Source organism: Moorena sp. (genome assembly GCF_982860115.1).
In genome coordinates this window covers 1-14,794 of record NZ_CEYLVT010000003.1, presented here as the reverse complement: position 1 = coordinate 14,794, position 14,794 = coordinate 1, and the positions used below count along the sequence as shown (strand labels likewise).

The 14,794-nt window shown below is 43.8% G+C and carries 10 protein-coding genes; 6 read left to right on the top strand and 4 right to left on the bottom strand.

The genetic code is table 11. The features are described 5' to 3' along the window. The first annotated feature begins 194 nt into the window (after nucleotides 1-194). From metG to lptC, 3 genes are all read left to right on the top strand, one after another. A complete protein-coding gene (metG, locus tag AC4II3_RS01010; RefSeq protein ID WP_488007169.1) occupies nucleotides 195-1,811 on the top strand; it encodes a methionine--tRNA ligase in 1,617 nt (538 codons plus the stop codon). Nucleotides 1,812-1,917: 106 nt separating this feature from the next. Further along, the gene (locus tag AC4II3_RS01005; protein ID WP_008182130.1) at nucleotides 1,918-2,520 is read left to right on the top strand and encodes a LabA-like NYN domain-containing protein; all 603 of its coding nucleotides are present in this window, start codon (nucleotides 1,918-1,920) and stop codon (nucleotides 2,518-2,520) included. An 837-nt stretch (nucleotides 2,521-3,357) separates the two neighbouring features. Beyond that, nucleotides 3,358-4,500 (top strand): LPS export ABC transporter periplasmic protein LptC, encoded by a 1,143-nt coding sequence (gene lptC, locus AC4II3_RS01000; protein WP_488007117.1) that lies wholly within the window; start codon nucleotides 3,358-3,360, stop codon nucleotides 4,498-4,500. Between the two features lie 279 nt (nucleotides 4,501-4,779). Here the strand turns inward: lptC and AC4II3_RS00995 are convergent, their stop codons facing one another. Further along, on the bottom strand, nucleotides 4,780-6,111 hold the full coding sequence (locus AC4II3_RS00995) for a D-alanyl-D-alanine carboxypeptidase (protein WP_488007115.1): 1,332 nt from the start codon (nucleotides 6,109-6,111) through the stop codon (nucleotides 4,780-4,782). Nucleotides 6,112-6,409: 298 nt separating this feature from the next. Here AC4II3_RS00995 and plsX point away from each other — a divergent pair, with 298 nt between their 5' ends. Together plsX and AC4II3_RS00985 are read left to right on the top strand one after the other, a co-directional pair. Next, the gene (gene plsX, locus AC4II3_RS00990; RefSeq protein WP_488007113.1) at nucleotides 6,410-7,459 is read left to right on the top strand and encodes a phosphate acyltransferase PlsX; all 1,050 of its coding nucleotides are present in this window, start codon (nucleotides 6,410-6,412) and stop codon (nucleotides 7,457-7,459) included. Nucleotides 7,460-7,660: 201 nt separating this feature from the next. Beyond that, nucleotides 7,661-8,659 (top strand): beta-ketoacyl-ACP synthase III, encoded by a 999-nt coding sequence (locus AC4II3_RS00985; RefSeq protein WP_488007111.1) that lies wholly within the window; start codon nucleotides 7,661-7,663, stop codon nucleotides 8,657-8,659. A gap of 98 nt (nucleotides 8,660-8,757) precedes the next feature. Here the strand turns inward: AC4II3_RS00985 and AC4II3_RS00980 are convergent, their stop codons facing one another. The 3 genes from AC4II3_RS00980 to AC4II3_RS00970 all read right to left on the bottom strand — a co-directional run bounded on the left by AC4II3_RS00980 (nucleotide 8,758) and on the right by AC4II3_RS00970 (nucleotide 11,702). Beyond that, nucleotides 8,758-9,522: an energy-coupling factor ABC transporter ATP-binding protein gene (locus AC4II3_RS00980; RefSeq protein WP_488007167.1), complete on the bottom strand. Its 765-nt coding sequence runs from the start codon at nucleotides 9,520-9,522 to the stop codon at nucleotides 8,758-8,760. A 372-nt stretch (nucleotides 9,523-9,894) separates the two neighbouring features. Next, the gene (locus AC4II3_RS00975; protein WP_490722756.1) at nucleotides 9,895-10,731 is read right to left on the bottom strand and encodes an energy-coupling factor transporter transmembrane component T family protein; all 837 of its coding nucleotides are present in this window, start codon (nucleotides 10,729-10,731) and stop codon (nucleotides 9,895-9,897) included. A gap of 806 nt (nucleotides 10,732-11,537) precedes the next feature. Beyond that, nucleotides 11,538-11,702, bottom strand: coding sequence for a hypothetical protein (locus AC4II3_RS00970; protein ID WP_488029089.1), 165 nt, complete (start codon nucleotides 11,700-11,702; stop codon nucleotides 11,538-11,540). A 289-nt stretch (nucleotides 11,703-11,991) separates the two neighbouring features. Here AC4II3_RS00970 and AC4II3_RS00965 point away from each other — a divergent pair, with 289 nt between their 5' ends. Continuing rightward, complete coding sequence (locus AC4II3_RS00965) at nucleotides 11,992-14,700, top strand: ABC transporter transmembrane domain-containing protein (RefSeq protein ID WP_488016107.1); 2,709 nt, start codon at nucleotides 11,992-11,994, stop codon at nucleotides 14,698-14,700. Nucleotides 14,701-14,794 lie beyond the last annotated feature (94 nt).

Genomic DNA, 14,794 nt, shown 5'->3' with positions numbered 1-14,794 from the left:
ATAGGTGGAATGAGTTACAAGATAATAAACAATTTTGAGTAACGTCAACTAAAAAGTAGCGACAGATACTTTTTATAAAAGGTTAAAACTTAAGTACATCTGATTAGATAAATACTACATAAACTAACAACTAAAATTAATACTAGTAGCCATACACTAGGTTGTAAATCACTTAAATAAGTTAAATCAGTTGGCTGGAGGGCGTTTTTAACACTCATATGATTCATACGAATACTACTAAAAATACATTTGCCATTACAACACCCCTTTACTATGTGAACGACTTACCCCATATCGGCAGTGCCTATACCACCATGGCATCTGATGCAGTAGCTCGTTTTCAACGGTTACAGGGCAAAGACGTACTGTTAATTACAGGTACAGATGAACATGGACAAAAAATTCAGCGGACTGCTGAAACTAAAGGGGTAGATCCTCAAGTACATTGCGACAAGATAGCTGCTGGATTTGATGTCCTCTGGCAAAAGCTCAATATCCAGTATGACCGTTTCAGCCGCACTACTGCTAACCGCCACCAAGCCATTGTCAAAGAATTTTTCATGCGGGTTTGGGATAAAAGTGACATTTATCTGAGTCAACAACAAGGGTGGTACTGTGTCTCCTGTGAGGAATTTAAAGAGCAACGGGAACTTCTACCTGGAAACCGCTGCTCGATTCACCCCAATCAAGAAGCGGAGTGGCGGGATGAGCAAAACTACTTTTTCCGGCTCTCTAAATACCAAAAACAGCTAGAAGAACTTTACCAACAGCGACCGGATTTTATCCAACCGGAAAGTCGCCGTAATGAAGTGTTGAGTTTTGTCAGTCAGGGACTACAGGATTTTTCGATTTCCCGATTGAATGTCGATTGGGGCTTCCCAGTACCGGTTGATCCCAGCCACACCATCTATGTCTGGTTTGATGCCTTACTAGGCTACGTGACTGCCCTATTGGATCCCGATAGTGAACCAACTCTTGATAATGCCTTACAAAAATGGTGGCCGATCAATTTACATCTTATCGGTAAGGACATCCTGCGCTTTCATGCTGTATACTGGCCTGCCATGTTAATGTCAGCCTCTCTACCTGTTACAGGTCAAGTATTTGGTCATGGCTTTCTGACCAAAGATGGTCAAAAAATGGGAAAAAGTCTAGGCAATACCCTAGACCCAGTGGAGTTGGTAGATAAATACGGTGCTGATGCAATTCGCTATTATTTTCTAAAAGAGATTGAATTTGGGCGAGACGGGGATTTTAGTGAAACCCGTTTTATAGATATCGTCAATGCGGATTTAGCCAATGACCTAGGTAATTTGCTCAATCGCACCTTGGGGATGGCTAAAAAGTATTGTCAAGGTATTGTTCCAGGTTTAACTGGCTCAGATATTTCACAGGTCAATCCTCTGCTCGAAATTGGCTTAGATCTCGGTTCACAAGTCGCTAGGGCTTATGAATCCCTAGCGTTTAGCCAAGCTTGCCAAAAAATATTTACTCTGATTCGAGCCAGTAACAAATTTCTAGATCACCAAGCTCCCTGGAGCTTGTATAAACAAGGAAAACAGCAAGAGGTTGAACAAGTGTTATATACAGTTTTAGAGTCAGTGCGCTTAGCTGCCTATCTATTATCACCGATTATTCCCAGTATTAGTACGGAGATTTACCAACAACTAGGTTTTGCCATCGACTTTAGCCAAAAAGAACACATCTTTTTGGCTGCGCCCTATGTATCCCATGCATGTTGGGGGGTTTTACCTCAAAACCAGAAGCTAGGAAAACCCAAACCGGTATTTGCACGACTGGAACTCACCTAATTTGGTTCCGTCTTATTAACCAAAAACTTAATCGGCATATTACCTTAATGCTGATTAAGTAAAAAGTTTTTTAATTTTTTTTTTTTAACAAAGAGGTATAATAAAAATGCTGAGCCATTATAATCATGACCCAATTTTTACACCTGAACAAGTCTTAGAAAACCGTGGTCGTGTTGCCATCTTTATCGATGGTTCAAACTTATTTTATGCTGCCCTACAACTAGGGATTGAAATTGACTACACTAAGCTATTGTGTCGTTTGACAGCAGGATCTAGGCTACTACGCTCTTTCTTTTACACTGGTGTTGATCGTACGAATGAGAAGCAGCAGGGCTTTCTGCTCTGGATGCGTCGTAATGGTTACCGAGTAATTGCCAAAGATTTAGTGCAGCTACCAGATGGCTCAAAAAAAGCTAATCTGGATGTAGAAATTGCTGTTGACATGATGGCACTAGTGGGTTCCTACGACACAGCAGTTCTAGTCAGTGGTGATGGGGATCTTGCCTATGCAGTCGATTCTGTCAGTTATCGGGGAGTTCGGGTTGAGGTGGTCAGCCTACGCTCCATGACCAGTGATAGTCTAATTAATGTAGCCGACCGCTATATTGACCTTGATACCATCCAAGAAAGTATCCAAAAAACACCCAAACAAAACTATACTTACCGTCCGTTATCTGGGTTCAATGTGATGGATGAACAGCACAAATAGTTTGGTGATTAGTGATTAGTAATTAGTAATTGGTGATTAGGGCCTGTCTGATGGGGTCCAAACTACGATTTAAGTGTGTGGGGGTTTCTTTCTCATGTCTTGTAGCATTCGGGCAGTAATTAGTGGCTGAAAACCTATAGTTTATGTCCGATGCTTTGCCCTCCTATAGTTTAAATACAGACTTTATTGGAGTAGGGTAAACCATCTAAAAACTGAAAGCTAAGCAACTAAGTCAAGTATAGCTGAGGGGGTAACAGGTCACCTATAATCATTAACTCATCTGGGTTTGGTCAATTCAGTTACAAAACTTATATCCAACTTGAAGGAAATAATCAGGAATTGAATTCTCAGTAATTGAAAATATGCTCATGATTGTCTAGGTATCGTTTGGGATCATAGTGACCTTAAACCTAGAGCTGGTAAAAACTTTGGGGGGCTTGTCGCCCCCCAGGAACTATAGAGGTTATAAAAACTTCAATAACTAAGGAGTAATAACTATAGCAATCCTAAATAGGTTGTGGTAATTTTCCGAAACGTGATCCTTGTTATACCTGGGTTTCAACCCGCTCACTTGTCACAAATCCTATAGGGTTGCTATATAGCAATCCTATAGGATTCGTGAAATATATTCGGCGAAGCTATCGCTATAACCCTTGCCCAGTAAGGATTTACGATTTTGCATATTTTACAAATGATTCAGGATTCCTATACTATAGCATTTCCTAGAAAGCAATTTTTATAAAAATTACTTTTTTAAATCGATACAAGTCTTTCTGAGTAAGCTTTGTATCGATTATTTTATAGTCATTTATCCTAACCACACGCTCCTTTTGCCATATGTTTTTATACTCCAAGAGATGTCTGAAATTTTTTATTTTGATTTTCACGGTTTACTCATTATCTGCTTGTAATAGTGAGCCGAAATCATTAAATCAAGTTCAGGAAGACACTAAAGTTACTGAAAAAATTGAAGGAAGTCTAGTCTTTAAAAACGTTACTCTAGATCAGTCAGATAAGCAAGGTCGTCCTCTATGGAAAGTTACAGGAGATAAAGCGACTTACTCTCCAGATAGAAAAATCGCTTACATTGACAAACCCAATGGGGATTTGTATCAAGATGGGAAACTGATTTTACAGGTGTCAGCCGAGAGTGGTAAAATCCTAGAGAATGGTGAGATAGTGTTTCTCAAAGGTCAGGTCACGGCTACTGATCCCCGTAATGGTGCTGTGTTACGAGGTGATGAGTCTGAGTGGAAACCTAAGGAAGATTTGTTAGTTATCCGCAATAACGTTAAAGGTAATCACCCTAAACTACAAGCATCCGCAAAGGAAGGGCGTTACTTAAGTCGAACCCAGAAGTTGGAATTAATTGGTCAAGTAGCAGCGATATCGAAAGACCCAAACTTGCAAATGAAAACAGAACGTTTGCTCTGGCAAATCGAACAACAGAAGGTAATTAGTAACAAAAGGATACTTATTGAGCGCTATAAAAATAAGATAGTAACAGAACGAGTGGAAGCAGATAAGTCTGAGGTAAACCTTAAGGCAAATATAGCAACTCTCAAGAAAAATGTGCAGTTGACTTCGGTCGAACCACCGGTCCTGATATCGACTAATTCAGCAGTTTGGAATTTGAATGATAAAACTGTTGTGTCCGATCAGCCGGTTAGAATTGTTCACCAGAAGGAGAAATTAATGGTAACAGCTAACAGGGGACGGGTAGATTTGGGTAAGAAAGTAGTTCGGTTAACTGGAGGAGTACAAGGGGAGGGAAGCCGTAAGCAAGCCAAACTATACGCTAATCAGCTAACTTGGGATATCCCCACCCAACACATGGAAGCCTCAGGTAATGTAATATATGAACAAGTTTCACCCCAATTTAATACGACTGGTGATAAAGCAGTGGGTAACCTTGAAGCTCAAGATATTGTTGTAACTAGTGGTGTTGGGGAAAGAGTGGTAACAGAAATTATTCCTTGAGCTGGTTTAAAGTTGTTAGCGTAGCGTGGCCTTTTGGCCAAGGTTAAAGGTTGAAGGTTAAAGGTTGAAGGTTAAAGGTTGAAAGTTAAAGGTTGAAGGTTAAAGGTTGTTCGCTTAGCGTGGCCTTTTGGCCAAGGTTGACTGTAGCCTAAATTAATTTATTGCTGAGACTGGATTTGGAGCCGTTGCTCAACCCTTGACCGTTGACTGTTGACCGTTGACCGTTGACCAAAGTTGACCGTTGACCGTCAACGGTCAAGCCAACTCGATATCTATTTGCTATTTTTTCTTTTCAATCAGCAAGGCACTGCTGATTTTTTCAATACGCTTGGGATCACCAATGATCAATGGTTTATGGGTTTGATTGCTACTCTTTTGGGTCAGGGCACCCCACTCGACAGAAAGGCGTTGCAGTAGCTGATCCTGTTTTGCCCGAAATTCTAGGATATCGTTGCCACCATTAATGATGGCAAACCACACTAAACCGCGATCGCGTGTTGGGACAAAACCAGCTAGAGCACTAACTTCTCTGAGAGTTCCGGTTTTAATCACAGCCCCTGGGGGAATGTTACGGTCGAGCATGGTTCCCTTAGTATCCCGTCCAGCTAGGGGAAAAACATCCCTAAGATTAAGCTCGTAAGGCTGTAAAAAGCGCTCAATAGCCATGAGCATAGCACAAGCAGCACGGGGGGAAATTCGATTCTCCATACCTAAACCAGAGCCATTAATCAACTGAATTTCGCTACCGGGTACACCAGCTGACCTAGCCGCCAAGCGAGCGGTTGTCTGAGCACCCCCAATGGCTTGAGACAACATCTGAGATACGTCGTTGTTACTGTAGATGTTCATCTCTCTAAGAATATCTACCAGGGGCAAAGACTTGTGGAGTAACAGATATTCTTGCTTCGGAATGGGAGTATCAGATACGACTACATTACCAGCAATTTCTAATTGGGGTTTCTCGGTTCCTTTGGGCATGGATTGATACTGGCGGACAATCTGCCAAGACCAGCTGCTGGATTTTAAGGCTTGCTTGAGTAGGCCACCAGCAATTTCTGGGTTATCCTTATCATTCATAGTGAAATTGCCAATGATGACTAAATTCCCAGTGACGCGGCGGATTCCCAGTTGATTTAGGCTATTACCCAATGCGATCGCTTCTTCCCACACAAAAAACGGGTCGCTACCACCAGTAATTACCAAATCTCCCTGCAATACCCCATCTTTAACTATTCCAGTGGCACTGACTCTAGTTTCAAATTGATGAGCTGGTCCCCATTGCTGTAATGCCGCTAGACTAGTGGCAATTTTTGTGATTGAAGCTGCGGGTATTGGAACATTTCCCCGGTGGGTCGCGAGTCTAGTCAGTCCCGATTGAATCCATACTCCTTGCTTAACTGCTGAACCTTGAACACGCCATTTTTCTATGAATTCAGCCACAATCGCTTCAGCAGACGGGTCTGGTTCAGCTGGCAAGCTAAACAAAGAGGTATCCCGCCAAGCCATCAGTTGAGCTTGATCAAGGTTGATCGGTTGTAGACTTCTCCATAGTTTCACAGATATAACGACAAACGCACCGGCAAGGATCCCAGCAGCAAGTTGTTTTAGCATTCACTACACCACATTTGTTTGTTGAGGCTGCTCTATTTTAGATAGTCAATGCTGCTACTGAACAGTTCTGTTGAGAAGACGAAACCTGATTAATAGTGGAGCCTTTATGGTTGGTCGGCTATGGTAAAAGGGTTAAAACTGTTGTTATAAGGCGACCCTATTCTTACGGTAACTTTAAGAACATGTCACCATCCAAGGCTTAACCGGTCCCAAACCTCAAGTCAAACAGATCACATTGTTTACTTATTCCAGGTAATGGTTCTGGTAAGATGTGGAAGGTTTCTATAAACTTTGAGCAATGGCATCGACTGGCGCACGAATCGCAATAGACGCTATGGGCGGGGATTATGCCCCCCATGAAATAGTTGCTGGAGCTATTAGAGCACAAGCTGAATTAGGGGTAGAGGTATTGTTGGTAGGGGATCCTGAGCAAATTAGATCCTCTATTTCCCAACACCACGGATCAAGTCAGATAGAAATTGTAGCTGCTGATGGTGTCGTTGCCATGGATGAAGAACCCTTGGTGACCTTGAAGCGTAAGCCCAAGGCTTCTATTAACGTAGCCATGGACTTAGTCAAGCAAGGACGTGCTGACGCTGTAGTCTGTGCTGGGCACTCTGGGGCAGCCATGGCAGCGGCTCTATTGCGCTTAGGGCGTCTGCCAGGGATTGACCGTCCCGCAATTGGCGCAGTGTTTCCTACCATCATGGCTGGCAAGCCAGTGATTATAATGGATGTGGGGGCAATTGTGGATTGTCGCCCTAAATATCTAGAGCAGTTTGCCATCATGGGGTCAGTATATAGCAAGTATGTCTTGGGCATGGAAGAGCCTAAGGTGGGTCTGCTAAACATTGGTGAAGAAGAGTGTAAAGGCAATGATTTGGCCATCCGTACTCATCAACTGCTACGAAAGAATTCCAGAATAAACTTTATTGGCAATGCTGAGGGTAGAGATGTACTCTCAGGTGAATTTGATGTAATTGTGTGCGATGGTTTTGTGGGCAATATACTGCTCAAGTTTGCCGAAGCAGTAGGGGAGGTGATGCTGCAAATTATCCGAGAAGAACTGCCTCAAGGGATACAAGGTCAGCTAGGTACAGCGTTGTTAAAACCCAACTTGAAGCGGATTAAGCAGCGTATGGATCATGCCGAACATGGCGGTGCTCTACTCTTGGGGGTGGCAGGAATTTGTATTATTAGTCACGGTAGCTCCCAAGCCCCATCGATTTTTAACGCTATTCGGTTGGCTAAAGAAGCCATTGATCACCAAGTACTAGAGCGGATTAAAGCTAATCACTTCAAAAGATCTAAGAAATCAGTCGCTACTAATTCCAGCAGTGAGGAGTAAGGCATGATCGGTTCCGTCATAATGGCAGATTGTTAGCTTGAGCGTCTCACAAGCCTCACAACATAGTTGTTTAAGGCTTGTGTGCTATAGTTGAGTGTGGCATTGATGGCAAGATAGACCAATGACCAGTCTTTTTGTCTTCTCCCTAAGCAGCGAACTTGGGAAGAGAAAAACATGGGATGCAACTGATGGAGAAGAGCCTTGAATCAACTAGGAACAGGCATTGCTATTACCGGAAGTGGTTCCGCAGCGTCAGAGGTTACCCTCGATAACCATCAACTAAGCCAGATAGTTGATACATCGGATGAGTGGATTACCAGCCGTACCGGAATTCAGAAACGGCATCTGATGGATGCACAAGGGAGTCTAAGTGAGATGGCTGCTACGGCAGCTCATAGTGCGATCGCTATGGCTGGAATTGCTCCTGAAGACCTAGATCTGATTATCCTAGCCACCTCAACCCCAGATGATCTGTTTGGTAGTGCTAATCAAGTTCAGGCACACCTGGGAGCATCAAAAGCAGTTGCCTTTGATATAACCGCAGCCTGCTCTGGGTTCGTCTTTGGACTGGCTACAGCGTCCCAATTTATCCGCACTGGCCTGTACCAAAATGTCTTACTGATTGGTGCGGATATTCTCTCAAGGTGGGTGGATTGGTCAGACCGAAGTACTTGTGTACTATTTGGAGATGGTGCTGGGGCTGTAGTTTTGCAGGCAAATCAATCCGATCGCTTACTGGGATTTGCACTGTGTAGTGATGGTACCCAAAATAGCTGTCTTCAGTTAGCCTATGAACCACAAGACCAGGAAATTGTCAAGGGTTTGACTGTTGCTAAAGGGACTTATCAACCCATTACCATGAGTGGCAAAGAGGTTTATCGCTTTGCGGTGCAAAAGGTACCAGAAGTGATTGAAAAAGCATTATTCCGAGCCGATATCACCACTGAACAGGTGGATTGGCTGGTCTTGCATCAAGCTAATCAGCGGATTCTGGATGCAGTTGCCCAACGTCTGAATATTCCTAAGCACAAGGTTCTAAGTAATCTCGCCCAATATGGTAATACCTCAGCGGCTTCTATACCTATAGTGTTGGATGAAGCAGTGCGGCTTGAGAAAATTAAATCAGGAGATATTATAGTTACCTCCGGCTTTGGTGCAGGATTGACTTGGGGAGCAGCAGTTTTTAAGTGGGGAAGGTAATTGATATACTCCAGCACCATATACTCCAGCACCATCCTGACCAAGTTAATCATTGTTGACGGTTAACAGTAAACAGTCAACCGCCAACGACTAACTTTTCAAGGGTTACTGATAACAGACACTATAGAGTGAGGCTTTTCCAAACCATGAGCCTCCATCAGCTGCTGATTAGCCATCACTTGTTGAGGAGGACCGTCAGCAATAATTTGTCCTTCGTCAAGTAGCAAAACGCGATCGCATACTTCTAAAATCAGTTCTAGGTCATGGGAAGAAATCAGTATTGTCTCCTCGGACCCTTTCAAAAAGCTAATCAAGCGACGCCGAGAACGAAGGTCAAGATTGGCACTGGGTTCATCGTAAAGCACTAGGGATGGACCCATGGCTAAAACCCCTGCGATCGCTACCATACACTTCTGACCCCCAGACAGGTTGTGGGGAACTCGAGCCGCTAAGTGTTCCACACCCGTCACGGATAGGGCTTCTTGAACTCGCTGCTCCACGTCAACCGCTGGTAACCCCATATTCTCTGGTCCAAAGGCTACGTCATCCCAGACCGAGGGGGAAAATAACTGGTCATCGGGATTCTGAAACACCAGACCAATTTCTGGACGAAACTCACCCACTACCACGGGTTTGCCAAATAACAGCATTACTCTTGCCCTAGTTGGTTTTAAAACGCCGCAGATGGTCAGGAATAGGGTAGTTTTACCAGCACCATTTGGACCAATCAAACCTACCCGTTCCCCTGGCTTAATGGTGAGATTGATATTGCGTAAACTATCCGGTTGCTCTGGGTAGGAAAAATACAGATTATCAATGGCAAGGGCGTAGTGTAAGGAAGTAGGTGACTGATAGGGTTCAATGTAATCTTCTCGGTAAAAAAATTCTTGTTTTTGCTGGGTCACGGTAAAAGTCTGAAGGATGAAGTCTGTTCGCGTAGCGTGGCCGTTCGCGGAGCGTGGCCTACGGCCTTAAGGCCAAGGATGAAGTCGGTTCGCATAATAGCGTTCGGTGTAGGCTAGGATAAATTCTCAGCCATATTAATTCCGGTTAATCACTTATAGTCGGGGTGAGGGAATTTTGTTAAGTGTTAATTTAAATGTTAATTTAATTAAATTTAAATTAACAAAACTCCAACCCAAACCCTAAACTTATAAGTCGTTAACCGGAATCAATATTACCTTGATTTGATGACCATTAATTATTCATCATTGATCAGTCTGAATTCCCTTCGGTCATGGTTCTGTTAAAAGAATTTCTGCGATCACAAATCCTACTGAAATCAAGCTAGTGAGTGCCAAAGCAATGTAGTGGTGGAAACCAGCAGTGTTTGTACTAGACGACCTACGCTTTCCCCTAGGAAGGGGTAATGAAAAGCTCTGTGTTCTACTCCCTATTGTCACACCAGAACTCTCAGAAACCATAAATTGAGAGGTGTGACTATACCCTCGTAAAATCATCGCTTGATAGACTTGCTGGGATTGCTGGTAACTGCGCACCAAAAGTGTTCCGGTTAGGGACGCTAAAACTCTAAGGTTACGGTAACTACGGGCGAAGAATTCCAGTAACGAAGCAACTGGGTGACCTCCAAATTCCTGCCATGAAAGCTTTGGTCCTTTGCCACGAAAACCTCGCAGCTGCATTGCCCGCTTCATTTTAGCTAGGTCGTTACTAAATTGCTCAATATAGCGGTAAGACAACAGAGTCATATCCGCAACCAGTGAGGGCAGACCAAGCGATCGCATAGCTTTGATGTTGGTCAAAAAGGGTGCAGTGCCAAATAAAATCACACTAATGGTGAGAATACATAGGAAACGGGTGGCAATCAGCACTAAGGTTAGCAGTCCTTCCTGTCGCAGGGCGATTGGACCAAACTGGATGATCACGGTAGTGCCTACTGTGAAGGGGAGTAGCAGTGTAATCCCTAACAGAAACAATCCCGGATAGCGCAACCGATTCAACAGAAAGGACAGTGGCAGGCGAGAGACTCGATAAAAAATTAGGGTCAGAGCCACCATCGGTGGTAGCACTATCAAATGCTGTACAAAGGAAAACGCGAAAATTAGGGTCAATAGGGCAATTAGCTTGGCACGAGGTTCCCAACTGTGGATGGGGAGTCCAAGTGAGCGTAGGCATCAAGTCCATGTTTCATTTAGTGATTGATTGTAATTGGTGATCGCTAATTGGGTCTAATTAACATAGGAGCCATAGGTTCTATCGCTCCACTTCACCCTTGATACTTCATACTTGATACTTCATACTTGATACTTCACCCTTCATCCTTCATATTTTCTCCATGACCTATGACTCAGTTAGGATCAATCCCTAAGCTAATCAAAATTTAAAGACTATGCTTTACTATATTGGGGTAAAAACGTCAATACCTCTTCCCATGCCCCCATGCCCCCATCTGCCCATCAGCTTAGATAGGCAAATTAGATTCGCCCACATTAGATTAGTCCGCTGACTGGCTTCTGTGATAGTCTTGGTTTTTTGCCTAGGGATACTAAAAACGCTTTTCACAGAACAATCTTCTGTTATATAATACCCAGACTACCGGTAAGAATAGGATTATTCTTCCATCTTGGTTATTTAATTTCCTTTAAATTGGTTGATATTGACATCTTAACGGGTTAAAACAGTGTTGATTCTGTGGTTAGCCCAACGCCCGAGGGTTAAAACCACGTTGACTTTAACCCTGTCAACAGACTCCTACATCCGGCAGGCTCTTCTTAACAACTGTGGGTTTACTTCAATTTTTAATTTCGCGCCTTTCTGTTGGTGCGCTTTCCAGTAGGCGTTTCAACCTCACGCCCTGTCGCACCGCAACCATCATACTTTGATTGATTAGTTTGGTGGTGGCAAAACCCTACAAAAATTATGTTGTTTCGGTATGAAGCTCGAATGGCAACCCAAATATAAAGCGATGCAGAGGTTCGACCCGTGGCGAATTTTCGCCTAGGTCAAGGGCACCATTACGGTCTTGGGGAGCCAGTGCCGACCTGCGGGGGTCTCCCCCATGAGCAACTGGCTTGGTTTCCACGGGGCTGGAGAGCGATGCAGAGGTGCGACCCGTGGCGAATTTAATTCGCCAACGGAAAACGCACCATTACCGACCTGCGGGGGTTCCCCCCACTCGCGCTTTGCATCAAGACAGGTGCGGACGCAGGTTCCGCACACAGACCCATGCGCCACTCGCTATTGCATTAAGACAGTGAGTTTTTGATCACTTTACATTGCCTTCATATTACCACAGGATTTTGCCTGGATATAGCGACCCTGCCATCTAGCACGCTAACTCTCCCTCGAAGATTTTTTAGGTTTAGAGGATTATGGTTCAAAATTTAGCCCCAATTTCTTCTCAGCAGCTGAGGGATACCCTAGGGCATTCCTTTAATGATGCCGAATTTTCCCGGATTCTCAAACAGATAAAATTTATCGAACCAAAAGTCGGCCAGTTTTGGCAAGCTGAACAAGCGGAAGCTGGTATTTATATCGTGATTACCGGCAAGGTCAGATTACTCAACAGTGCTGGCGAAAAATTTGCCACCTTGACAGAGGGAGACTCGTTTGGGGAATCGACGTTTTTTCCCGATGCATCCTTTTTGCCTTACTCAGCGAGGGCTTCTCGGAATCTTCAGCTTTGCTATCTCACCCCTGAGTTGTTGTTTCCACTAATTAGCAAATATCCTAAGATCCGAGACCATCTGTATGAGTACGCCCGTAGGCAAAATTCAGTACTGGTTGACTCCGACACCCAGCCCACTCCATCACCCCAACCCATCAGCTCATCACCTCCTCCCCCATCCACACCTGCCAAAACGATTAGTAAAGCCTATTTTCCCAATCCTAAGCAACGAGTGGGACATTTATGGCAACGGGTAATCCGACGCTATCCATTTTTTGCCCAGCAGAGTGGTTCTGACTGTGGTGCCGCCTGTTTGGTAATGGTATCTCGCTATTGGGGAAAACGGTTTAGTGTCAATCGTTTGCGAGATATCGCTAATGTAGACCGTAATGGTGCATCACTGCGGGGATTATCAGCAGCAGCAGAAAGTATTGGCTTTTCTACTCGTCCGGTTAAAGCTAGTCTTGACCAGCTAGCCAAACAAAAACTACCAGCCATTGTTCACTGGGAAGGTAAACATTATATTGTTGTTTATCAAATAACCAAAAATTCCGTTATTGTTGCTGACCCAGCCATTGGTCAACGTACCCTCAGCCACCAGCAATTTAAAGCAGATTGGAGCGGTTATGCACTGCTGCTACAACCGACTGCGTTAATCAAGGATGCTAAAGAGACCACTACTACCTTCTGGCAATTCTTTGAGTTAATGAAACCCCATGGGGTAGTGGTGCTCGAAGTGTTTATCGCTTCCTTATTTATCCAGATATTTGGATTAATTACACCTTTATTCACCCAGCTAATTTTAGACCGAGTGGTGGTGCAGCGCTCTGGGCTAACCTTAATGGCAGTGGGGTTAGGGCTACTAATGTTTAGCCTATTTCGAGTGGCTATGATGGGATTGCGACAGTATCTACTAGACCACACGGCTAATAAAGTAGATGCAGCGCTGATTGTAGGATTTATTCGCCATACACTGCGGTTGCCTCTCTCGTTTTTCGAGTCCCGCTATGTTGGTGACATTATATCACGAGTCCAGGAAAACCGCAAGATTGAGCAGTTCCTTACCGGAGAAGCCTTATCAATTCTGCTGGATTTACTAACAGTATTTATCTATGTAGGATTGATGTTTTGGTACAGTTGGAAAATGGCGTTGTTGGCCTTAGTGATTGTGCCGCCATTTTTCCTACTAGCGTTAATCGCGACACCGTTTTTAAGGAGAATTTCTCGGGAAATATTTCAGGCTTACGCCAAAGAGAATAGCTATCTGATTGAAACCATTTCTGGTGTCCGAACGGTTAAATCCACAGCAGTAGAACAAACAGTACGTTGGCATTGGGAAGAGTTATTAAATAAAGAGATAAAACAGGGATTTAGTGGGCAAGTTATCAGTAATAGGCTACAAGTTTTTAGCAATGCTATTGAAGCCGTAGCCACAACAGCCCTACTTTGGTACGGAGCGTGGTTAGTAATTCAAAATCAGCTAACGATTGGGCAATTAGTGGCCTTTAATATGCTGCTAGGAAATGTGATTACTCCCTTCCAGCGGTTAACGGTGTTATGGAATGAATTCCAGGAAGTAGTAATTGCTATGGAACGGATTAATGATGTGTTGGATGCCGAACCAGAGGAGGATTTGCAGCAGCAGGCCCGTCAATCCTTACCACCAATGAAAGGTCACATTTGCTTTGATAAGGTAACGTTTCGCTATCACCCAGAAAGTGAGGTGAATGTACTGGAAAATCTTTCCTTTGAAGTTAAACCAGGACAAATGGTAGCCCTAGTGGGACGCAGTGGCTCAGGAAAAACCACGATTTCTAAATTGATATTGGGATTGTATCCACCTACGGATGGGAAAGTATTGATTGATCAACTCGATATTACGAGTTTGTCCTTAGGGTCTTTGCGATCGCAAGTGGGAGTAGTAGACCAAGATACGTTTTTGTTTGGTGGAACCATTCGGGAAAATATTAGCTTAGGTCATCCCGCTGCTAGTTTAGACGAGATTATGGAAGCAGCACGATTGGCTGGTGCTGATGAATTTATTAAACAGTTGCCCATGGGGTATGAAACCCAGATTGGCGAAGGCGGAGGAATGTTGTCTGGTGGACAACGGCAACGGATTGCGATCGCACGGGCTTTGTTAGGGAATCCCCAGTTATTGATATTGGATGAAGCCACCTCCCATTTAGATGCCGAATCCGAACGGATTATTCAGAATAATTTAAATCAGATTCTCAAAGGGAGGACAACATTAGTGATTGCTCATCGGTTGTCTACAGTCCGGAATGCGGATTTAATTTTAGTGATGGATAGAGGAGTATTGATTGAAAGGGGAACCCATAAAGAGTTAATGGCAAAACGGGGACATTATTATTATCTGAATCAACAGCAATTTAAGGCTGAGGAAGTTTAGTGATGAGTTATAAAATAATGTCTAACAGTTTTGAGGAATAACTAATCACTAGTTCCCTAGTCCCTAGTCCCTACTCCCTACTCCCTACTCCCTA